Here is a 21,927-nt window from a genome sequence, read left to right on the forward strand (position 1 = left end):
CCCGTCAACTCATCACCACGCGATATGCGGCAGGCAGCGCTGGGCCAGGGTCAGGCCAGGTCCAGGGAGCGGGCGGCGGCCAGGGGGTCGTTCGCGATCGTCACCGGGGCCGGGGCGGTGGAAATGGCCCACTCGGGATCCTTCAGACCGTGGCCGGTGACCGTGCAGACGATCGTGGACCCGGCCGGAACCCGGCCCGCCGCGGCCTGCTGGAGCAGACCTGCGACGCTCGCCGCGCTGCCCAACTCGACGAAAACCCCCACCTCGCGGGCGAGCAGCCGGTACGCCGACAAAATCTCCCGGTCGGTGACCGCGGCGATCAGCCCCTGCGAGGCGTCCCGGGCGTCGATCGCCTTCGTCCAGCTCGCCGGGTTACCGATCCGGATCGCGGTGGCGATCGTGGACGGCTCCGGCACCACCTGGCCGGTCACGATCGGGGCCGCGCCGGCCGCCTGGAAGCCGTACATCTTCGGTGCCCGGCTGGTGTTGCCCGCCGCCAGGTCCTCCTGGTAGCCCATCCAGTAGGCGGAGACGTTGCCGGCGTTGCCGACCGGCAGGCAGTGGATGTCGGGGGCGTCGCCGAGCGCCTCGACGATTTCGAACGCGGCGGTCTTCTGCCCGTGCAGCCGGTCGATGTTGACCGAGTTGACCAGGGCCACCGGGTAATCCTGGGCGAGCTTGGCGGCCAGCGAGAGGCAGTCGTCGAAGTTGCCCTGGACCTGGAGCAGCCGGGCGCCGTGCACCAGCGCCTGGGCCAGCTTGCCCAGCGCGATCTTGCCCTGCGGCACCAGCACGGCGCAGGTGATCCCGGCGCGGGCAGCGTACGCGGCGGCGGAGGCACTGGTGTTGCCGGTGGAGGCGCAGATGATCGCCTTGTCCCCGGCCTCGACCGCCTTGGAGACCGCGACCGTCATGCCCCGGTCCTTGAAGGAGCCGGTCGGGTTCGCTCCCTCCACCTTCAGGTGGACGTCGCAACCGAGCCGGGCGGAGAGCACCGGAGCGGGCAGCAGCGGGGTGTTTCCCTCGTGCAGGGTGACGACCGGGGTCGCGTCGGTGACCGGCAGCCGGTCCCGGTACGTCTCGATCAGACCCCGCCACATGTCGTTCTCCTCGCCTCTGCCGCCCCGCTCGAAGTCAGGGCCCCTTCCATGGTGGCCCAGCCCGCCGGACCGCCATACACCGCACCCACCCTTAACCATCAGTCGAGACGCCAGGTCACGCCCCGCCCTCGACCCGCAGCACGCTGGCCACCGACCGGACGATCTCCAACCCGCGCAGTTCCCGCACGGTCGCCGCGAGGGCGGCGTCCGGCGCGACGTGGGTGACGATGACCAGTTCCGCCTCGGTGCCCCGACCTGCCGGGCCGCCACCGGCCGGGCCCTGCCGCACGGTGGCGATGGAAACCTCGTGCCGGGCGAAGACCCCGGCCACCGACTCCAGCACACCTGGCCGGTCGGCCACGTCGAGGCTGATGTGGTAGCGGGTCAACGCCTCCCCCATCGGCCGCACCGACAGGTCGGCGTACGCGGACTCGCTGGCCGCGCGCGCCCCGGCGAGCCGGTTGCGGGCCACCGCCACCACGTCGCCGAGCACGGCGCTGGCCGTCGGCGCGCCGCCCGCGCCCCGTCCGTAGAACATCAGCTGCCCGGCCGCCTCGGCCTCCACGAAGACCGCGTTGAACGCGTCACCGACGCTGGCCAGCGGATGGGTCAGCGGGATCATCGCCGGGTGCACCCGGACGCTGACCGTCTCCCGGCCGGCCGGATCCACCCCCCGGGCCGCGATGCAGAGCAGCTTGATCGTGCAGCCCATCGCCTTGGCGCTGGCCATGTCGGCCGCGGTCACCTCGGTGATGCCCTCGCGGTGCACGTCGGCGGCGGTGACCCGGGTGTGGAAGGCCAGCGAGGCGAGGATGGCGGCCTTCGCGGCGGCGTCGAAGCCCTCCACGTCGGCCGTCGGATCCGCCTCGGCGTAACCCAGCTCGGTCGCCTCCTCCAGCGCCTCGGCGAAGCCGGCGCCGGTGGCGTCCATGGCGGAGAGAATGAAATTGGTGGTGCCGTTGACGATCCCGGTGACCCGGTTGATCCGGTCCCCGTGCAGCGACTCGCGCAGCGGGCGCAGCAGCGGGATCGCCCCGGCCACGCTCGCCTCGTAGTAGAGGTCGGCCCCGCCCTCGGCGGCCGCGTCGTGCAGCGTCGCGCCGTCCTCGGCGAGCAGCGCCTTGTTGGCGGTGACCACGCTCTTGCCGGCTCGCAGCGCCTCCACCAGCCAGCTTCGGGCCGGCTCGATGCCGCCGACCACCTCGACCACCACGTCCACGTCGTCCCGCTTGATCAGCCCGAGCGGGTCGGTGGTGAACAGCGCCGGGTCGACCGGCAGGTCGCCGCGATCCCGCCCGACCCGACGTACGGCGATGCCGGCGATCTCCAACGGCGCGCCGATCCGGGCGGCGAGGTCGGCCGCCTGCTCGTGCAGCAGCCGGACCACCTCACCGCCGACGGTCCCGCAACCGAGCAGCGCCAAACGCACAGGTGACGTCATCCCACATCCAAGGCGAGCAGGTCTTCTTCGGTTTCCCGTCGAACGATCAGCCGGGCCTGGCCGTCACGCACCGCGACCACCGGGGGGCGGGGCACGTGGTTGTAGTTGCTGGCCATGCTCCGGCAGTACGCACCCGTGCCGGGCACTGCGACAAAATCTCCGGGCTGCACGTCGGCGGGCAGGAATTCATCCTTCACCACGATGTCCCCGGACTCACAATGCTTTCCCACCACGCGGGCCAGCAGCGGTGGCGCGGCCGAGGCCCGGCCGGCCAGCGTGGCCGAGTACGACGCGTCGTAGAGCGCGGTGCGGATGTTGTCGCTCATCCCGCCGTCCACGCTGACGTAGCAACGCCGCCCCGCGGCAGCCTCGCCACCGGCGCCCAGCAGCACGGACTTGACCGTGCCGACCTCGTACAGGGTGAACACCGCCGGCCCGACGATGGCCCGGCCGGGCTCGATCGACAGGTGCGGCACGGCCAGCCGCTCACTGTCGCACTCCGACTCCACGATCTTGCGGAGCCGCTTGGCGAGATCCTGCGGGGTCGCCGGGTCGTCCTGGGTGGTGTACGCGATGCCGAAGCCGCCGCCGAGGTCCAGTTCGGGCAGCTCCACCCCGCGCGCGTCGCGGATCTGCGCCTGCAGGGCGAGCACCCGGCGGGCGGAGACCTCGAAGCCACTGGCGTCGAAGATCTGCGAGCCGATGTGCGAGTGCAGGCCGCGCAGCTCCAGCACACCCTCGTCGAGCACCCGGAAGGCCGCCTCGGCCGCCGCCCCGCCGGCCAGCGAGAAGCCGAACTTCTGGTCCTCGTGCGCGGTGGCGATGAACTCGTGGGTGTGCGCCTCGACGCCGACGGTGACCCGGATCATCACCCGCGGCCGGACGCCCCGCTCGCGGGCCAGCGCGGTGAGCCGGTCGATCTCGGTGAACGAGTCGAGGATGATCCGCCCCACCCCGGCGTCCAGCGCCCGGGTCAGCTCGGCCACCGACTTGTTGTTGCCGTGGAAGCCGATCCGCTCCGCCGGCATCCCCGCCGACAGCGCGGTCGCCAGCTCACCGCCGGTGCAGACGTCGAGGTGCAGACCCTCCTCGGCGATCATGCGGACCACCGCGCGGCACAGGAACGCCTTGCCGGCGTAGTAGACGTCCTCGGTGGGGAACGCGGCGCGGAAGTCGCGGCAGCGCGAGCGCAGGTCGTCCTCGTCCAGCACGTACACCGGGGTGCCGAACTCGGCGGCGAGGTCACGGACCGACAGGCCGGCGACGGCGAGCGCGCCGTCCGCCGCCCGGGAGACGTTGCGCGGCCACAGCTGCGGCACCAGGGCGTTGACGTCGGCGGGGGTACGCAGCCACGCCGGCCCCCGCTGGCCGAGGTCGCCGTGCAGGGCGCCGGCCTCGTGGGCGCGCATCAGCACTCTCCGCTTCGCGACTGCGGGGCTCGCAAGCTCACTCCTCGCGCTCGCACAAGCGAGTCTCCGCTTCGCGACTGCGGGGCTCGCAAGCTCACTCCTCGCGCTCGCATGTCACATCCTCTCCGGGGCGGAGACGCCGAGCAGCCGCAGGCCGTTGGCGATCACCACCCGGGTCGCGTCGTTGAGCCAGAGCCGGGCCCGGTGCACGTCGGTGACCTCCTCGTCACCCTTCGGCGTGACCCGGCAGTTGTCGTAGAACCGGTGGTACGCCCCGGCCAGGTCCTCCAGGTAGCGGGCAACCCGGTGCGGCTCCCGCAGCTCGGCGGCGGTGGCGACCACGGCGGGGAACTCGGCGAGCGCCTTGAGCAGCTCGTTCTCCTTGTCGTGGTCGAGCAGCTCGGGGCGGAACGCGGCGGCCTCACCCCGGGTCACTCCGATCTCCGCGGCCTGGCGGGACACCCCGGCGGTACGGGCCGCGACGTACTGCACGTAGAAGACCGGGTTGTCATTCTTCGCCCGGGTCCACAGCTCCACGTCGATGTCGATCGGGGAGTCGGCCGAGTAGCGGGCCAGCGCGTACCGGGCGGCGTCCACGCCGATCGCGTCGACCAGGTCCTCCAGGGTGACCACGGTGCCGGCCCGCTTGCTCATCCGCACCGGAGCCCCGTCACGGAGCAGGTTGACCAGCTGGCCGATCAGGATCTCCAGGTTGCGTTCCGGGTCGTCGCCGAAGCAGGCGGCCATCGCCTTCATCCGGCCGATGTAGCCGTGGTGGTCGGCCCCCAGCATGATCACGACCCGCTCGAAGCCGCGCTCGCGCTTGTCGAGGTAGTAGGCGCAGTCGGCGGCGAAGTAGGTCCACTCGCCGTTGGACTTGCGCAGCACCCGGTCCTTGTCGTCGCCGAAGTCGGTGGTACGCAGCCAGGTGGCGCCCTCGGCCTCGAAGACGTGACCCTGCTCCCGCAGCCGACGCAGGGCGAGCTCCAGCTCACCCCGGTCGTGCAGGTCCTTCTCGTTGAAGTAGGTGTCGAACTCGACGCCGAACGCGGCCAGCGAGGACCTGATCTCGGCGAACATCAGCGTCACGCCCTCGACCCGGAAGACCTCCTGGGCCTCGGCGTCGTCCAACTCCCGTACGTCCGGTCGGCTGCGCTGGACCGCCTCGGCGATCTCGGCGATGTACGCCCCGCCGTAGCCGTCCTCGGGAGCGGGCTCGCCCCGGGCGGCGGCCAGCAGCGACCGGGCGAACCGGTCGATCTGGGAGCCGGCGTCGTTGAAGTAGTACTCTGTGCCCACCTGGGCGCCGGTGGCCCGCAGCAGCCGGCTCAGCGCGTCACCGACGGCCGCCCAGCGCACCCCGCCGATGTGCACCGGGCCGGTCGGGTTGGCCGAGACGAACTCCAGGTTGATCTTCTGGCCGGCGAGCCGGTCGCTGCGGCCGTACTCCTCGCCGGCCTCCACGATCAGCCGGGCGAGCTGACCGGCGGCGGCGGCGTCGAGCCGGATGTTCAGGAACCCGGGGCCGGCGATCTCGACCGATTTCACCCCGGCGGTCCGGCCGAGCTGCTCGGCCAGCGCGGTGGCCAGCTCCCGCGGCGGCACGCCCACCTTCTTGCTCAGCTGCAACGCGAGCGTCGAGGCGTAGTCCCCGTGCTCGGGATTGCGCGGACGCTCGACCGTCGTCTCCGCCGGGAGCACGGCGGGGTCCAGCCCTCGCTCGGTGAAGACGGCATGGGCTGCGGTGAGGACGACCTGGGCGAGTTCTGCGGGAGTCACCGAACCATGCTAGCGGGGGTAGACTCGGGCACCGCGGCGGCGACCCAACATCTGCACCCGGCCCGCCAGCTCCCCTGACCGACCGACCTGACGAGGCACGATGAGCATCAGCACCCCGGGCGGCCCGGAGCGCCGCCCGACCGTGGTCAGCACCGGCAAGAAGCCGGCGGCGGGCCGGCCCGCCGCCGGCGCCAAGCCCGGAGCGGGCAAGTCGGCCACCCCACGGCAGACTTCCGGCGGCAAGGGCAAGGGCCCGAAGAAGCCGATCGCCCCTGTAAAAGTCAGCCAGGGCCGGGCCTGGGGTCCGATCGCCCTCTGGGTCGCGGTCGGTGTGCTGGCCGCGGGGATCATCGGCTACGGCGGCTGGGCGGTGTTCGAGGGCTCCAAGCCGTGGGAGAAGCGCGCCGCCGAGATCGACGGCATCGTCGACTACCGGGCGAAGGACGAGAAGCTTGTCCAGGGTGGCCAGCACCAGGCCGGCACCATCAAGTACGACATCAACCCGCCGGTGGCCGGCCCGCACAACGGGGCCTGGCAGAACTGCATGGGTGACGTCTACGACGCCCCGATCGCCAGCGAGCACGCGGTTCACAGTCTGGAACACGGGGCCGTCTGGATCACCTACCGTCCCGACCTGCCGGCCGACCAGGTGGCAAAGCTGCGGAACCGGGTTCAGGGCGTGGAGAAGACGATGCTCAGCCCGTTCGAGGGTCTGGACAAGCCGATCTCGCTGCAGGCGTGGGGGTACCAGCTCAAGGTCGACAACGCCGACGACTCCCGGATCGACGAGTTCATCAAGACGCTGCGGGTGAACGCCTCTGTCGAGGGGCCGACGGCGCTGTGCAATCAGGGCATCACCGCCACCGGCACCACCCCGCGCGACGCCGGCAACATGCAGCAGGGGTGACCAGTTGACGGCACCGACGACGACGGGGAACGACGTGGACGCACCCTCGGCCAGCGAGGCCGGCGACGGGGGGCGGCCCGCGCGTCGCTTCGGCCTCCTGGCGGTGGCGTCCGCCGTCGTGGTCGGGCTTCTCCTCGGATACGCGGGCGGTCTGCTGACGCCGACGCTCACCCGCCCGGGCGACACCTCCGCCGAGGCGGGCTTCGCCCGGGACATGACCACCCATCACGCGCAGGCCGTGGAGATGGGGTTGATCGCCTTCCAGCGGGGCAGCGATCCCGAGGTACGCCAGATCGGCGGCGACATCGCCAGCGGCCAGCAGGGCGAGATTGGCACGATGCAGACCTGGCTGCGCTCCTGGGGGCTGGATCCAACCGGCTCCGAGCCGCCGATGGCCTGGATGCCGGGCGGCCGGGCCAAGGTGCGCAACGGGCTGATGCCCGGCATGGCCACCCCGGAGCAGATGGCGAAGCTGCGCGCCGCCCAGGGCCGGGAGCTGGACGTGCTCTTCCTCGAGCTCATGACAGATCACCATCTGGGTGGGATCCACATGATCCAGGGAATCCTCGACGCCGGCAGCGACGAGGACGTGCTCCGGGTCGCCCAGACGATGAAGAACACCCAGCAGACCGACCTGATCAATCTGCAGAACGCGCTCAAGCGGCGGGGCGGCTGACCGACCGGCCGCGTCGAGGCCCGCGTACCGCTCCCGGCGTACGCGGGCCTCGCCTTTTCCGTACGCCAGGCGGTCGCTGCTGCTGTGCGGCGTCACACCTACACAGTCCCCGCCCGATTTAACGCCTTATGCCCCATCGGCCGAACATTGCGGCTTGAGATACTTTTCTACCTACATATCGTGACCGGTCGCGATTCAGGCTCGTTGCGCAGGATGTGGCGGTTGCACTGAGAGACGCGCGGCGTTCGGTCACCAGCTGGTGCCGGCGCCACACCATCGGCGGTGACGGAGCGGTGGCAGCCATCCGTCGCGGACACCGGCAGGGCGAGCCCGGAACGCTCAGCCGCGACCAGGAACTCGAACTGATCGACGTGCTGCGGGGGGTCCACCCCGACGAGTTCGGGCTGGACGAGGAGCTCTGGACCAGGCAGAGCCTCGGCAGCCTCATCCAGCGCCAGTTCGGCCTGGCGATGGACCCCGGCACGGTCGGGGCGTACCTGCGGGCCTGGGGCCTGGGTCCACGAGAGCCGCGCGAGCGGGCCTGCGGGCTCTGCGTGGGCGCGGTCGAGCGCTGGGTACGCAGCGAGTACCCGGCGATCACCCGGGCGGCCCAGGAGCACGCCGCGGAGGTCTACTGGATCGGCCGGGTACGCCTGCGCGGCACCATGCCGGCCGCCGACGTGATCTCCGCGGTGTCGTCGCGGGGCAGGGTGCGGTTCATGGTGACCACGCCGAGCGTTGACCCGCCACTGCCTCGGGAGTTCGTGCTGCGCCTCAGCGGCACCGAGGAGCGGACCGTGCACCTGATCGTCGACGGCTCATGGCCGAAGAACGAGTGGCCGCGCCGTCTGCCCCGCCGGATCGCCCTGCACCCCCTCCCCAGCTGCGGCCGCACCCTCCTCGCCGCCTAACCCGCCCACCAATCCCTGTAGATCATGAAGTAGGCGGCCCATAAGAAGATCCACCTGGTCGCAAACTTCATGATCACCCAGACACGAGGCGGGGTGGGCGGCGGGCGGCACGGAGTGGGGATACCGATTGGGTGATCGGGAGGAGGGTTTGCTACTCTTTCCCGGTCGCTGAGCCCCCGTAGCTCAGGGGATAGAGCACCGCCCTCCGGAGGCGGGGGCGCAGGTTCGAATCCTGCCGGGGGCACCAGAGTCGAACAGCACGGCCAAGGCCGCTGACCGGGACAGATCAGGTCAGCGGCCTTTCTCGTGCGGTCGGTCAGGGCTGGTCGACCCGGTCCCGCCTTGGATCGGTCGCAGCACCCGACCGACGACGGCATCCATCGGGATCATCATCTCCCCATGACCAAGGCATCCCGGTCGTCGCCAGGACTCGTCTTGATCACGGGAAGGTCAGGTGCGGCAGCGCGGCAGGGGAAGTCATCGCGGTCGTACTGGCGCTCGACGGTCTCCGTTCAGCGGGTTGTCGCTGTCCGAGGCCGGGCGGTAACCGCCTCGCACCGCGGGCTCACCGCCACTCAGGGACCTTCGTCGTAGGTCCGGCCGCCAGTGGCCCGTAACGGGTGCCTGTGCCAGATGCTGGGTAGCACCTCTACCGACTGGGCGGCCCGGTCACGGTGGCGGCCTCCCGGCCGGAGAGCCGGGCGGGCCGCCACCGGCTCGGCTCAGGCCATGTCGCAGACCTTGAGGCTGTCTCCGATCACGGTTAACCAGCGGAACACGTCGGACTGGGCGACAGGCCGGCAGCTCGGCGAGCGGCGGCGAGGATCCGGTCCCGTTACGTCGCGCAGATGGCGTGCACCCGGGCGGTCCAGTTGCCGGCGTACCGGGTAAAGTCCTCGCGGGCCTCCAGCCGCACGTGCTCCAGCGGCTGTGACGGGTACAGCGCGGTGATGGCGGCCTCGCCCAGCGGCGGCGCCAGGCTCGCCCCCAGGCCGTGCACCCTCGTGCCGGTCGGGCAGCTCACGCCGACCGTCTTGTCCGCCGAGTCGCTGGGCGAGGTGGCCGAAACCAGGGCCAGCCCGGGAATCGGGTCGGCGCACACCGCGTGGGCCTTGACTCCCCACCGGACCGGCGAGTCCGTCTCGGTCTCGAAGGCCGTCACCCGGACGCTGGTGAGGGTCGTGACCGGGAGGACGTCGTCGAGCACCGCGAACCCGAACGCGGGCGTCACCTCGCCGCCGACACCGATCACCCGCTTCCCGGCGGGGCAGGACACGCTGACACCATAGGTGCTCTCGAAGCCCGTGGCGGAGACAGCCGACACGTACTCCAGGCCGGCCGGGGCGTGCCCGCAGATGCCGTACGCGACCAGGAACCACTCGCCCCGGAAACCGGTGCCGTCGGCACGGGTCGTCGCCGAAGCGTTCACCTCGAAGTAGTCACCGGTGGGGGTGCTGACCGGGATCATCGTGTCGATGACGACCTCCCGGCCGGCACCGCCGACGTAGCCGCCGCCACCGAGGATCCGCCGACCCGGCGGGCAGTGCACGACCTGCGTCCTGCCGAGGCGGGTGTCGATCGGACTCGTCGCGGTGACGAACACCATCGACGGTACCGCCGCCGCCGGAGCCGCGGGGCTCACCGCCACGCCGCTCGCCAGCGCCACCGACGCGCCGACGCTCACCAGCCGACGTCCGACTCTGTTCACCATGGTTCCCCCTCGCGTACCGACCCGGCGCCGGTCATGGTGGCCGATGCCGGCAAGCGGGGGGCCTTGCGCGGCCGGTGGAAAATGTGCCCACCACAGAGGGCCGGGGTGGCGTGCCACGCGGCGGCGAGGGGGAGAGCGATGGTCACAGGTCAGGGCCGGACGACCCGGATTCGTCTCGCGGCGCTGGTCGCGTCGCCCGTGCTCGCCGCCGGTCTGCTCGCCGTACCCCCGGCGGCGCACGCCGCCGCAGTACAGCAGAGCTACGCGTACGTGCACGCCGACCAGCCGTTCGCGCTCGCGTACACCCCGTCTGCGGCGCGCAACCAGAACACGTCTCGGAGCCCGAACAAGGTCGCCCGCATCGATGTCGGGAGATATCAGGTATGGCTGCCCGACGTCGCCACGACGCTCGGGTCCAGCCTCGGGGTCGCGCACGTGACCGCGTACGGCGACGCGGCTTCGTACTGCTCGGTGGAGAACCTGGACCGCTACGGGTACGTCTCCCCGGTCACCGGTGAGGTCTTCGTCTTCGGCATCACCGTCTGGGTGCGCTGCTTCGACGCCTCCGGCGCCCCCGCCGACTCGGAGTTCACCGCCAGTTGGGCCAGCGCGTCCGGAATTGCCGGCGGATACAGCGACTTCGCCTACCTGACCACCAGGATCGCCGACCGCGACCACGACCTGCCGGCCGAGACGCAGTTCAACTCCGCCGGGCAGGTCAACAAGGTCAAACGTGTCGGCACCGGTCGCTACACCGTCTACCTCCACGGCCTCGGCAGCAAGCAGCTCCCACCGGATGCCAACCGAGGCCATGTCCAGGTGACCGCCCGCGACGACCGGGGCCGTCGTTGCAAGGTGCTGACGTTCGGGGTGAACGACGAGAACGCGCAGGTCGAGGTGGCCTGTCACAACGCGGCGGGCGAGCGGAGCGACTCCCGTTTCAGCATCACGTACTCTCGGGACACCAGCCTTGTCTGGACGCCCTGGGGTGCGTACACCCGGGTCTCCGGTGGCGCGGTCTATCCGCAATGGACATACCCGGCCGGCTCCACCGGCGTGACGCGGGGCACCGGCCGAGACGAGGGCTTGTTCTGGGTGCAGACCCCGATGGACGGCTTCATGGCGCACGGCAACGTCCAGGTGACCGCCGAAGGTACGGGCGCGCACCACTGCAAGGTGGCCAGGTGGGGCCCGGAAAGGGGCATCTGGGTGCGGTGCTTCACAGCCAGGGGCGACACGCTCCGCAATCCGTTCCTCGTCTCGTTCGCCCTCTGACCGCGACTGCTCCTGTCGCCCCCGGGTGCTCCGTGTCGCCGCCGGGGTGACGGACGGTCGCCGGCCCGGCGACGTGGCTCCGTCCGCGAGACGTTGCGCGAGGCGTTGCGCGACCCGCATACCTAGAACTACTATGCATTGCAGTTCTAGGGATAGGTGGGTCAGATGCACATCACCAAAGACCTCGTCGCAGCCTCGGCCACGCCGCTCGTGCTGGGGATCCTCGCCGAGGGCGAGAGCTACGGCTACGCGATTCTCAAGCAGGTCAACGACCTGTCGGGCGGGCAACTGGAGTGGACCGACGGCCTGCTCTACCCGCTGCTGCACCGCCTGGAGCGGCTCGGGCACGTCGAGTCGGACTGGCAGACCCCACCCGGGGGTCGCCGCCGCAAGTACTACCGCATCACCGAGCAGGGCCGCGCCGAGCTGGCCGAGCAGCGCCGCCAGTGGGCCACCGTCGTCGACGCCCTGCGCGGTGTCTGGAGCGCCACCCCGTCCATCACCCCGATCATGGCGCCGGCGTGGGAGGCGGGACGATGACCGTCGACAGCGAGCTGGAGGGCCAGATCGCCGAGTGGCGGGCCTACATGGACCGCCGCCGGGAACTGCACCGCACCGACGCGGATGAACTGGAAGACCACCTGCGCAGCCGGATCAACGAACTGACCGACGGGGGTCTGCGCACCGACGAGGCGTTCCTCATCGCCGTCAAGCGCATGGGCAGCCTCGACGACCTGTCCCGCGAGTTCGCCCGCGAACACTCCGAGCGACTCTGGAAGCAACTCGTCCTGCCCGGAGAGCCGGACGCGCCCGCCGCCCGTACCCGCCGTGAACTGCCCGTCATGATCCTCTGCGCGGCGATCGCGGCGCTGGCCATCAAGGTGCCGGGCCTGTTCGGGCTCGACATGGACCACGACGGCAGCTTCTACGCGCGCAACATCAGCCTGTTCGCGCTGCCGGCGCTCGCCGCCTACTTCGCCTGGCAACGCCGGGTCGGCGTGCGCGTCATCGGGGTGCTCGCGGCGCTGTTCGTCCTCGGCGCGGTCGCGGTGAACGCGTACCCGCTGGCCGACGACTCGCAGAGCATCGTTCTCACGGCGATCCACCTGCCGATCGCGCTGTGGCTGGTCGTCGGCGTCGCCTACGCCGGCGGCGACTGGCGCTCGGACCGGCGGCGGATGGACTTCATCCGGTTCACCGGGGAGTGGCTGATCTACTTCGCCCTGCTCGCCCTGGGCGGCGGCGTGCTCACCGCCTTCACCATGGGCACGTTCCAGGCCATCGGCCTGGACGCCGAGGTGTTCGTCAGCCAGTGGCTGCTGCCGTGCGGGGCGATGGCGGCGGTCGTCGTGGCCGCCTGGCTGGTCGAGGCCAAGCAGAGCGTCATCGAGAACATGGCGCCCGTGTTGACCCGGGTCTTCACGCCGCTGTTCGCCGCCACCCTGCTGGCCTTCCTGATCGCCCTCATCTGGACCAGCAACGGCATCGACGTCGAACGCGACGTGCTCATCCTGTTCGACCTGCTGCTGGTCATCGTCCTGGGCCTGCTGCTGTACGCCATCTCCGCCCGCGACCTCACGGCCCGGCCCGGCCTCTTCGACCGGCTGCAGCTCGTGCTCGTCGTCGCCGCGCTGGTCATCGACGTGCTCGTCCTGGTGGCGATCACCGGCCGGATCACCGAGTTCGGCTTCAGCCCCAACAAGACCGCCGCGCTGGGCGAGAACCTGATCCTGCTCACCAACCTGGCGTGGTCGGCATGGCTGTTCCTCGGCTTCACCCGGGGCCGCCTGCCCTTCGCCCGGCTGGAACGCTGGCAGACCCGCTACCTGGTCGTGTACGCCGCCTGGGCCTGGACCGTCGTCCTCGCCTTCCCGCTGGTGTTCAACTTCCGCTGAACCACGGTCACTTGGCCGCCGCGGCCCGGGTCCGGCGACCCGGGCCGCGGCCCGTACCCGGGTCAGCCGGCGGCCCGCCGGGCCCGGGCCCGGCGCTTCCCCTCGTGCATGGCCTGGACCCGGGCCACCGGGATGGTCCGCCCCTCGGCGACCAGGTCGGCGGGGAGCCGCTGCGGCGCCGGCATCGCCGCCGCCCACGGGTCACCGTCGGCGAGCAGCCCGGGGGCGGTCCGCACGGTGAAGTCGGCCGGGGTAACCGCGTCCAGGTCGGCCCAGGCCACCGGGAAGGAGACCGGCAGGCCGGGTCGCACCCGGGGGCTGTACGCGGCGACCACCGTCGCGCCGTGGGCGCGGGTCGCGTCGACGAAGACCCGACCGCCCCGGTCCTCGCGGATGAAGGCGGTGGTGGCCAGCGCCGGGTCGAGCCGCTCGGCGTGCACCGCCAGGGCACGGGTGGCGGCGGCCGCCTCCTCGGCGGTGGTCTCCTCCGCCAGTGGAACGAAGACGTGCAGGCCCTTGGACCCGCTGGTCTTCACCGCCCCGGCCAGACCCGCGTCGGCCAACGCCTGCCGGACCAGCTCGGCGGCCCCGACGACCAACCGGAACGCCTCACCCTCCGGCGGGTCGAGGTCGAGCACCAGGTGGGTCGGACGCTCGGGCCGGGTGACGGTGGCCAGGGTGGGGTGGTACTCGACGGCCCGCTGGTTGGCGAACCAGAGCAGGGTGCGCCGGTCGTCGCAGAGGGCGTATGTCACCTGCCGGTGGGACGCCTCCGCCCAGAGGTCGGTGCGGCGTACCCATGGCGGGGTGTACTTCGGCAGGTTCTTCTGCATGAACGGGTCCTGGCCACGCAGCAGCCGGACCACCGACAGGGGCCGGTCGGCCAGGCCGGGCAGGATCCGCTCGTGGACCGCGTCGAGGTAGTCGACGAGTTCCCGTTTCGTGACGTCACCACCGGCCAGCAGCGGCTGGTCCAGGTTTGTCAGTCCGACCCCGTCCCGGGTCTCCTCGGTGCCACCCATCCGCCCACCCTGGCCGGCGTACCCGCCCGCCGCAAGCCGACGCGGCGATCAGCTGGCGAACGGGTCGGTGCCGTCGCGCAGGGCGGTCAGCATCGCGCCGGCCCGGGCCCGGGTGGCGGCGTACACGCCGGCGCCGAGGCTGATCCGGGCCACGCCGAGCCGGGCCAGCTCGGTCACCGGCGGCGCGCCGGGTCGCAGCAACGCGTTCACCGGGCCGCCGACCGCCGCGACGAACCGGCCGAGCACCGTCGGGTCGGTCAGGAAGATCGGGTAGACGCAGTCGGCGCCGGCTGCGAGGTAGCGGCGGGCCCGGAGTACCGCCTCGTCGAACCCGTCTTCCGGCCCGGCGCCGCGCAGGAAGACGTCGATGCGGGCGTTGAGCACCAGCTCCGGTCCGGCCGCCGCGCGGACGGCCGCGAGCAGGTCGGCCTGTTCCGTGACGTCGTGGAGTGCCCCGGTGCGCGGGTCGGAGTCCTCCAGGTTGAGGCCGGCCGCCCCGGTGGCCTGCAGCCGGTCGACCAGCTCAGTCGGCCGCAGCCCGTACCCCCGTTCCAGGTCGGCGGTGACCGGGACAGCGACGGCCGAGACCATCCGGGCCACGGCGGCGAGCATCTCCCCCACCGGTGTGGCCTCGCCGTCGCCGTGGCCGAGCGTCTCGGCCACGGCGGCGCTGCTGGTGGCGACGGCGGGAAAGCCGGCGGCGGCGACGGCCCGCGCGGATGCGGCGTCCCAGGCGTTCGGCAGGAGCAGTGGGTCACCCGGTCGGTGCAGGGCGCGCAGGGCGGCGGCGGGACTCGGCGGCATCCATGGATTCTCGGCCCGGCGGCTGCCGACCCGAACGGCCAATTCCGCTCCGGTGGACCGCTTTCGGCGGTGACCCAATGGTGAGAGCACGCCCACCCGGCCAAACGGCGCTGGCAGGTGCGGTGTGGCGAACGCCACCTCGTTGACCGATCGGTCAGGGGCTGACCGATCGGTCAGGCATGCTGGAGCCATGGCACGCCACACGCCACAGACGCACGACGAGATCCTGGCCGCCGCCGCCCGGCGGTTCGCGGTGACCGGCTACCGGGGCACCTCCCTGCAGGACATCGCCCGCGAGGTCGGCTGCTCCAAGGCCACCGTGCTCTACCACTTCGCCGGCAAGGACGCCCTGCTCGCCGAACTGCTGGCCCAGCCCCTGGCGGTACTGCGTGAGCTGGACGAACGGCTCGCCCCGCTGGGCGGCGCCGAGGCACGACGGGTCGGCGCGGAGGGCTTCGTCGACCTCGCGGTGCGCTTCCGCCGGGAGATCGCCCTGCTCCGCGGGGAGTTCCCCGAACTGCTGGCCCAGCCGACCTTCGCCCACGTCCAGGCGATGTCCGAACGGCTCATCGCCGCGCTCACCGGCCACACCGGCCGGCTGGCGGACCGGATCACGGCGCTGGTGCTGCTCGCCGGGATCTCCGAGGCGTGTGCCGAGTTCGCCGACGTTGCCGAAGACGAACTGCGCCCCGCCCTGCTGGCCGTCGCCCGCCGGGCGCTGGCCCCCCTCGACCCCGTTGACAACGATTGAGAACAGGAACCTGATGGCCACCCTGCTGTACCGGCTCGGCCGGGCCTCACTGCGCCGCCGGCGACTCGTCGCCGCCGTCTGGCTCGTCGTACTCGTCGGCCTCGGCCTCGCCGCGGCGACGCTGAAAGGCCCGATGGCGAGCAACTTCACCATGCCCGGCACCGAATCGCAGCAGGCGCTCGACCTGCTCGCCGAGCGGTTCCCGGCGGCCAGCGGCGCCACCGGCACCATCGCGGTGCAGGCACCCGCCGCCGGCCAACTCGGCACGCCCGAGGGGCAGGGCGTGGTCAAGCAGATCGTCCAGGAGGCGTCCGCCCTGCCCGGCGTGGTCGGTGCCGTCGACCCGTTCCAGGTCCGGGCGCTCTCCCCCGACGGCCGGTACGCCCTGGTCCAGGTGCAGTTCGCCGAGGGCGTCGACGACATCACCGACGCCCAGCGCGACGCGTACGAGAAGATCGGCGCGCCGGCCGAGGCACAGGGCTGGCAGGTTGCGCCCGGCGGTGAGGTGCTCAACACCGAGCCCGAGGTCGGCTCCACCGAGGCACTGGGCGTGCTGGTCGCCGCGATCGTCCTGGTCATCACCTTCGGCTCGCTAGTCGCCGCCGGGATGACCATGCTGAACGCGCTGATCGGCGTCGGCGTCGGCATGGCCGGCCTGTACGCGCTCAGCGGCACCGCCGAGCTGACCAGCACCGCGCCGATCCTGGCCCTGATGCTCGGCCTCGCCGTCGGCATCGACTACTCGCTGTTCATCACCTCCCGGCACCGGCAGAACCTGCTCGACGGGTTGCCGCCGGAGGAGGCGGTCGGCCGGGCCGTGGGCACCGCCGGCTCCGCCGTGGTCTTCGCCGGCGCCACCGTGGTCATCGCGCTGGCCGGCCTGGCCGTGGTCGGCATCCCGTTCCTCACCGTGATGGGTCTGGCCGCCGCCGGCACCGTCACCGTGGCGGTGCTGGTGGCCATCACCCTCGCTCCGGCGCTGCTCGGCTTCGCCGGCCGTCGGGTGCTGCCCCGCCGGCTGCGCGACCGCCACGCCACCCCGGCGGCCGAGGACCGCACCGGATTCGGGTTCCGCTGGGCGCAGCGGGTGACGAGGCTGCGCGTCCCGGTCATCCTGGCCGGCGTGCTCGGCCTCGGGCTGCTCGCGCTGCCCGCGCAGGACATGCGGCTCGCGCTGCCCGACGCCGCCACCGCGCCGCAGGGCAGCGCGGCCCGGCTCAACAACGACCTGATCCGGCAGGGGTTCGGCCCCGGCTTCACCGGCCGGCTCGCGGTCGTCGTCACCGCCGACTCGCCGCAGACCGTCCAGGCCGCCGTCGGCCAGGTCACCGCGCTGATTCAGGGTACGGAGAACGTGCTGGCCGTGGCCCCGCCGCAGGTCGACCCGTCGGGGCGTACCGCGCTGCTCGGCGTGATCCCGAAGACCGGGCCGACCGACGCGGCCACCGAGACGTTGGTCCACGACATCCGGGCCAGGGTCGGCTCGATCGGCGGCGCGCAGGTGTTGCTGACCGGCGCCACCGCGATCGGCATCGACGTGTCCGAGAAGCTCAGCGACGCGCTGCCGGTCTACCTGCTGCTGGTCGTCGGCCTGTCGATCCTGCTGCTGATGCTGGTGTTCCGCTCGGTCCTGGTGCCGGTCAAGGCGGCGGTGGGCTTCCTGTTCACCGTCGCCGCCACCTTCGGCATCACCGTCTGGGTGTTCCAGCAGGGCAACCTGGCCGGCCTGCTCGGTTTGGACGTCCCAGGCCCGCTGGTCAGTTTCCTGCCGATCCTGCTGATCGGCATCCTGTTCGGCCTGGCCATGGACTACCAGGTCTTCCTGGTCTCCCGGATGCGGGAGGACTTCGTGCACGGTGACACCGCCCGGCAGGCCACCATCAACGGGATGGGCCACGGTGCCCGGGTGGTCACCGCCGCCGCCCTGATCATGATCTCGGTCTTCGGCGGTTTCGTCTTCCTCGACGACCCGGTGATCAAGTCGATGGGCTTCGCGTTGGCGATCGGCGTCGCCATCGACGCGTTCGTGGTCCGGATGACCATCGTCCCGGCGGTGATGTCGCTGCTCGACACCGCCGCCTGGTGGCTCCCGCGCTGGCTGGACAGGATCCTGCCGAACGTCGACGTCGAGGGTGAGGGCCTGCGCGCCCACCTGGAGCGGCAGCCCTCCGCCGGCTGACGGTCACCGCGCCGAAGCCCTCCGCCGCCACCGGCGGAGGGCTTCGGCGCCTCAGACGCCGGCCGGGTAGGTCTGCATCTCGTCCGACGCGGCGCGGGCGGGCAACGGGTGCAGGGCGCTGCTCTCGTCGCACCAGACGAAGGCGTCGTACCGATCGGCCAGCCGGGTCGGCACGTAGTTGCCCCAGGACTCGTAGCTCGGGTCGTAGACCACGCCGATCGCCCGGTGGTCGAGGGTGCCGGTGGCCCACTCCGGTTGGTCCGGGCCGCCGAAGACGAGCACCGCCCGCTCCGGCATCAGCTCGTGCAGCCGTCGTTCCAGCGAGCCCTCCCGGGCCGGCGGCACCACCATCGACTCCGCCGCGGAACCCCAGCGCGGCGCCGCGATCACCGTCCCCCGGTAGCTGCCGAAGCCGACCAACGCGACCCGGTCCCGGCCCAGCCGTTCCCGGGCGAGCTGGCCGATGTTGATCATGCCGTCGGCGGCCATGTCGGTGGCCCGGGCGTCACCGACATGGGTGTTGTGCGCCCACACGATGCCCCGGGAGTCCGGGCCGTAGTGGTCCAGCAGCCGGTCCAGCGTGTCGGTCATGTGGATGTCCCGGACGTTCCAGGACTCCGGGCCGCCCTGCACCATGGCCCGGTAGTAGCGCTCCGCGCCGGCCACCACCTCCGCGTTCTGCCAGGCCGCGAAGGCGTCCGGGCCGTCCGCCGCGGCGTGTTCCCGGGTACGCGCCAACAGGCGCACCACCTCCTCCTCACAGCGGGCGGAGACAAACCGGCTGGCCGCGCCGTACTCCTCGACGCGCCTGCCGTACGGCTCGAAACACCGGTACGCGTCCTGGGCCGCCGCCAGCGAGCGGGGATCCTCCTCGCCGAGGTAGTCGAAGATGGCTCGCACGGACTCCCAGAGGCTGTAGACGTCCAGGCCGTGGAACCCGGCCCGCTCCCCCGTCGGGCGTTGCAGGTTCCAGGTACGCAGCCAGCGGCAGAAGCGGTCCACCTCGGCGTTCGCCCACATCCAGGTGGGCCAGCGCGCGAACTGTTCCAGGGCGTGCCGCGGGTCGGTGGCGCCGCCGGGAGCGGCGGTCACCGACCGGTTCACCCGGTCGCAGTCGGGCCAGTCCCCCTCCACCGCGACGAACGAGAAACCCTGTTCGGCGATGAGCCGTCGGGTGAGCTGCTCGCGGAGGCGGTAGTACTCGGAGCTGCCGTGGGTGGCCTCCCCGATCAGCACCACCCGGGCGTCCCGCACACGCGCCAGCAACGGATCGAGGTCGCTCGGCGCGCCGAGCCGCTGAACCAGCATGCGTGCGGCTACCCGGCGGGCCGACGGGCAAACGCGCCCGCCCGCCGGCCCAGCTGGCGGGAATCGGGCGGTGTGTCGGGCCGCCGAACGGGTAGCCGGCACCCATGACCGCCACCGGGGCGCAGTTGCGGGAGCACCTGGCCGGGCTCGACTTCCCGGTCTCCCGGGCCGATCTGGTCCGCCGGGCCCAGGAGAACGGCGCCAGCACCGAACTGCTCCAACTGCTGATGGCCCTGCCCGCCGACCGGTTCACCGACCCGGCGGAGCTGGACGACGCCCTCGCCACCCTGTCCTGACCGGCGCCGCCGCGGCACCGGACCGGCGGCCCCGCCCGGTGATGTCCGGGCCGGCAGGACGGCCGGCACCGGCACCCGGGTCGACGGCGTGCAGCAGCCGGAACAGGACCAGCCACTGTTCCGGCCAGACCAGGCCGACCGGCGTGGCCGGGTCGAGCCGGGCGGCCCGCATCGCCCCGTCCACCCGGGGGTACGCCGTGCGCAGCGAGGCCGCCAGGGAACCGCCGACCCCGCCGAAGCCCCGTTCGACCATCCGCCGGTACGCCGGCAGCGCCGCCGCCGGTAGCAGCGGCTCGGGCCGGCGTTCGATGCGCAGGATGCCGCCGTCCACCGACGGCACCGGCCGGAACGCGGTACGGGGCACCCGGCCGGCGAGCCGCCAGTGGTGCTCGGGCCAGGTGAGCACCGTCAGCCGGCTCCACCGCCCGTGGTCGCCGCTGCGTTTGCGGGCGTACTCCAGTTGGGTGAGCAGCGTCGCGGCGCGCAGCCGGGGCGCGGCCAGGCACCAGCGGACCACCGCCGCCGTCAGCGACCAGGGAATGTTGCCGACCACCGAGAAGGGTTCGTCGGGTGGGGTGGCGGCGAGGAAGTCCTGCTGCCGGTGGGTGACCCGGGGCAGCGCCGCGCTGAGGGCGGCCAGTTCCGACGCGAGCGCCGGGTCCACCTCGTACGCGATCAGTCGCCGGCACCGGGCGGCGAGCGGGCGGGTCAGCTGGCCGCGTCCGGCTCCCACCTCCAGCAGCAGGTCGTCGGGGTCGGGTCGGGCCGCCCGGACCAGGCGCGCGAGGGCGGCCGGGTCGGCGAGGAAGTTCTGGGACAGCACGCGACGGTACCGGTCGCGGTCGGTGGTGCGGGGTCGGCGGGGCGCCACGGGATCGTCCTGTCTGTCGCCGGTCGGCGACGGTACGGACAGGCCACGGCAGAGCGGGGCCGGTCCGAGCGGGTCGGGACTCGGACGGCCCTGGAGATCGGCGCGGAGTACGCGCACGCGGCGGTGTGGGCGCGACGCACCGGCCGACCCACACGGCGAACCGGCGGGGCGGCGGTGACGCGCGTCAGGTCAGGCGCGGTGGGCGTACCGGCCGGCCAGGGCCGGGCGCCGGACGCGCGGACGGGCAACCAGCAGGAGGCCCCGCGTGGCCGGCGCGGCGGCCACGTCGATCAGGGCGTAGGTACACATGCCGGCCAGGCTAGCCGCCGGCCCGCGCCGGGGCGACGGAATTAACCGGCCCTGCCTGCGGCTCAGAGTTCCATGGTGCGGCCCGCGCGGCGGGCGGCCTCCGCGGCGGCCAGGATCTCCACCACCTCCCGACCGAACCGCACGTCGCAGCGGTGGTCGCGGGTGCCCGCGTCGATCTCCTCGAGGAGCTGGTCGATCGCCGTGCCGAAGGCGGTCAGCACGCTGCCGTCGCCGGGCGGGACGATCTCGGTGCCGTTCTCCCCGTAGAAGACGAAGTCCCGGGTCATCGCCTCGGGCGGCGCGTCCAGGGTGAGGGAGAGCGCGCTGGTCGCACCGCCGTCGTGGGTGAGCAGCAGGTGCACCAGGCCACGCGGCCCGTCCATCGCGGCGACCCGGGTCACCCGGCCGAGCACCGGCAGGATGATCGACAGCGCGTGTGGGCCGATGTCCCACAGCGCGCCGTGCTCCCGCCGCCACGGCGAGCCGCCGTACGGGCTGCCGGGCTGGTAGATCGAGGCGAACAGGGTCGCCCGGGCGTGCTGCCAGCCGCCGGCCGCCGCCGTCGCGGCCAGGAAACCGGTGATGTTGGGGTGGAACCGCTGGGTGAAGAAGACCACCGAGGCGACCCCGGACTGCTGCGCGGCGGCGACCACCCGGTCGGCGTCGGCCAGGCCGAGGGCGAGCGGCTTGTCCAGCAGCAGGTGCCGGCCGGCGGTGGCGGCGCGGACGGCGATGTCGGCCTGCACGTCCGGCGGGAGCGCGACGGCCACCGCGTCGACGGCGTCGAGCAGGGCGTCCACGTCGTCGTAGGCCGGCACACCGTGCCGGTCGGCCAGTTCGGCGGCCTTGCGCGGGTCGCGTCCCCAGACTCCGGCGAGTGCGGCGCGCGGGTGCGCGTCGATCGCCGCGGCGTGCGTCTCGGCCGCCCAGTGGCCGGTGCCGAACAAGCCGAACCGCAGCACGAGTCCCCCCGGTGTCGTCGTCGGCCGCGACGGTTCCGCGGCCCGTGATCCACCACGCTAGTCGCCGTTCCCGTCCCGCCGCAGCCGACGCGGCGAGGACGGCGACCGGCTCGGCGGCCGGCCACCCGCCGGCCACCCGCCGGCCATCGATGTCCGCTGCCTTCTGCGGGAGGTGGTCTGCTACTGGATGGTGGCGGGGAGGCGGAGCTGGATTTGGTAGCCGTTGTCGCTGGTGGGGCCGGCCGTGATGGCACCGCCGAGGAGCTCGGTGCGTTCGCGCAGGCCGATGAGGCCGTGTTGGGCACCGGGGAGGGGCAGGGT

Annotated in this window: 18 protein-coding genes, 1 tRNA gene and 1 pseudogene; 10 read left to right on the top strand and 10 right to left on the bottom strand. The window is 72.5% G+C overall.

All coding sequences use genetic code 11. The annotated features are described in order from the left end of the window. Positions 1-50 precede the first annotated feature (50 nt). The 4 genes from thrC to argS all read right to left on the bottom strand — a co-directional run bounded on the left by thrC (position 51) and on the right by argS (position 5,729). The gene (thrC, locus tag E1166_RS19425; protein ID WP_132270580.1) at positions 51-1,100 is read right to left on the bottom strand and encodes a threonine synthase; all 1,050 of its coding nucleotides are present in this window, start codon (positions 1,098-1,100) and stop codon (positions 51-53) included. Positions 1,101-1,215: 115 nt separating this feature from the next. Beyond that, positions 1,216-2,529 (bottom strand): homoserine dehydrogenase, encoded by a 1,314-nt coding sequence (locus tag E1166_RS19430; protein ID WP_207914366.1) that lies wholly within the window; start codon positions 2,527-2,529, stop codon positions 1,216-1,218. 8 nt (positions 2,530-2,537) lie between these two features. Continuing rightward, positions 2,538-3,950 (bottom strand): diaminopimelate decarboxylase, encoded by a 1,413-nt coding sequence (gene lysA / locus E1166_RS19435; RefSeq protein WP_132340764.1) that lies wholly within the window; start codon positions 3,948-3,950, stop codon positions 2,538-2,540. Between the two features lie 114 nt (positions 3,951-4,064). Beyond that, on the bottom strand, positions 4,065-5,729 hold the full coding sequence (argS, locus tag E1166_RS19440; RefSeq protein ID WP_132340766.1) for an arginine--tRNA ligase: 1,665 nt from the start codon (positions 5,727-5,729) through the stop codon (positions 4,065-4,067). A 100-nt stretch (positions 5,730-5,829) separates the two neighbouring features. Between argS and E1166_RS19445 the strand changes: the two genes are divergently transcribed. From E1166_RS19445 to E1166_RS19460, 4 genes are all read left to right on the top strand, one after another. Continuing rightward, a complete protein-coding gene (locus E1166_RS19445; RefSeq protein WP_132340768.1) occupies positions 5,830-6,636 on the top strand; it encodes a DUF3105 domain-containing protein in 807 nt (268 codons plus the stop codon). A gap of 4 nt (positions 6,637-6,640) precedes the next feature. Continuing rightward, the gene (locus tag E1166_RS19450) at positions 6,641-7,312 is read left to right on the top strand and encodes a DUF305 domain-containing protein (RefSeq protein ID WP_132340770.1); all 672 of its coding nucleotides are present in this window, start codon (positions 6,641-6,643) and stop codon (positions 7,310-7,312) included. Between the two features lie 215 nt (positions 7,313-7,527). Further along, the gene (locus E1166_RS19455; protein ID WP_132340772.1) at positions 7,528-8,223 is read left to right on the top strand and encodes a winged helix-turn-helix domain-containing protein; all 696 of its coding nucleotides are present in this window, start codon (positions 7,528-7,530) and stop codon (positions 8,221-8,223) included. A gap of 172 nt (positions 8,224-8,395) precedes the next feature. Beyond that, positions 8,396-8,470: transfer RNA gene (locus E1166_RS19460), tRNA-Arg, on the top strand. A gap of 588 nt (positions 8,471-9,058) precedes the next feature. On the opposite strand, the gene E1166_RS19465 is transcribed toward E1166_RS19460, so the two are convergent. Beyond that, positions 9,059-9,934, bottom strand: coding sequence for a hypothetical protein (locus tag E1166_RS19465; protein ID WP_165944383.1), 876 nt, complete (start codon positions 9,932-9,934; stop codon positions 9,059-9,061). Positions 9,935-10,072: 138 nt separating this feature from the next. On the opposite strand from E1166_RS19465, the gene E1166_RS19470 reads away from it, so the two are divergent. The 3 genes from E1166_RS19470 (at position 10,073) to E1166_RS19480 (ending at position 13,104) form a co-directional block, all read left to right on the top strand. After that, entirely contained in the window at positions 10,073-11,209 is a 1,137-nt protein-coding gene (locus E1166_RS19470; protein WP_132340776.1) for a hypothetical protein, read from the top strand. Between the two features lie 165 nt (positions 11,210-11,374). Continuing rightward, positions 11,375-11,749 carry a PadR family transcriptional regulator gene (locus E1166_RS19475; protein WP_132264670.1) on the top strand — a complete coding sequence of 125 codons (375 nt, stop codon included), beginning with the start codon at positions 11,375-11,377 and terminating at the stop codon, positions 11,747-11,749. Next, positions 11,746-13,104 (top strand): permease prefix domain 1-containing protein, encoded by a 1,359-nt coding sequence (locus E1166_RS19480; RefSeq protein WP_132340778.1) that lies wholly within the window; start codon positions 11,746-11,748, stop codon positions 13,102-13,104. The genes E1166_RS19475 and E1166_RS19480 overlap by 4 nt, the downstream gene beginning before the upstream one ends. Before the next feature lie 62 nt (positions 13,105-13,166). On the opposite strand, the gene ligD is transcribed toward E1166_RS19480, so the two are convergent. Both ligD and E1166_RS19490 read right to left on the bottom strand, forming a co-directional pair. Further along, entirely contained in the window at positions 13,167-14,126 is a 960-nt protein-coding gene (gene ligD / locus E1166_RS19485) for a non-homologous end-joining DNA ligase (protein ID WP_132264665.1), read from the bottom strand. Positions 14,127-14,174: 48 nt separating this feature from the next. Beyond that, positions 14,175-14,930, bottom strand: a complete 756-nt coding sequence (locus E1166_RS19490) for an isocitrate lyase/phosphoenolpyruvate mutase family protein (protein WP_132340780.1) — start codon at positions 14,928-14,930, stop codon at positions 14,175-14,177. 190 nt (positions 14,931-15,120) lie between these two features. Here E1166_RS19490 and E1166_RS19495 point away from each other — a divergent pair, with 190 nt between their 5' ends. Together E1166_RS19495 and E1166_RS19500 are read left to right on the top strand one after the other, a co-directional pair. Further along, on the top strand, positions 15,121-15,681 hold the full coding sequence (locus E1166_RS19495; RefSeq protein ID WP_132340782.1) for a TetR/AcrR family transcriptional regulator: 561 nt from the start codon (positions 15,121-15,123) through the stop codon (positions 15,679-15,681). Positions 15,682-15,694: 13 nt separating this feature from the next. Then, positions 15,695-17,860: an MMPL family transporter gene (locus tag E1166_RS19500; protein ID WP_132340784.1), complete on the top strand. Its 2,166-nt coding sequence runs from the start codon at positions 15,695-15,697 to the stop codon at positions 17,858-17,860. A 51-nt stretch (positions 17,861-17,911) separates the two neighbouring features. Here E1166_RS19500 and E1166_RS19505 read toward each other — a convergent pair whose 3' ends face one another. After that, positions 17,912-19,168, bottom strand: a complete 1,257-nt coding sequence (locus E1166_RS19505; RefSeq protein WP_132264656.1) for an erythromycin esterase family protein — start codon at positions 19,166-19,168, stop codon at positions 17,912-17,914. 104 nt (positions 19,169-19,272) lie between these two features. Here E1166_RS19505 and E1166_RS19510 point away from each other — a divergent pair, with 104 nt between their 5' ends. After that, a complete protein-coding gene (locus E1166_RS19510) occupies positions 19,273-19,464 on the top strand; it encodes a DUF2795 domain-containing protein (protein WP_132340786.1) in 192 nt (63 codons plus the stop codon). 91 nt (positions 19,465-19,555) lie between these two features. Here the strand turns inward: E1166_RS19510 and erm are convergent. Then, positions 19,556-20,335, bottom strand: a pseudogene (gene erm / locus E1166_RS19515) (ErmE/ErmH/ErmO/ErmR family 23S rRNA (adenine(2058)-N(6))-methyltransferase); the annotation flags it as partial. 371 nt (positions 20,336-20,706) lie between these two features. Continuing rightward, on the bottom strand, positions 20,707-21,606 hold the full coding sequence (locus E1166_RS19520; RefSeq protein WP_207914364.1) for a Gfo/Idh/MocA family oxidoreductase: 900 nt from the start codon (positions 21,604-21,606) through the stop codon (positions 20,707-20,709). Positions 21,607-21,927 lie beyond the last annotated feature (321 nt).

The organism is Micromonospora sp. KC213 (genome assembly GCF_004348325.1).
In the GTDB taxonomy this organism is placed as follows: domain Bacteria; phylum Actinomycetota; class Actinomycetes; order Mycobacteriales; family Micromonosporaceae; genus Micromonospora.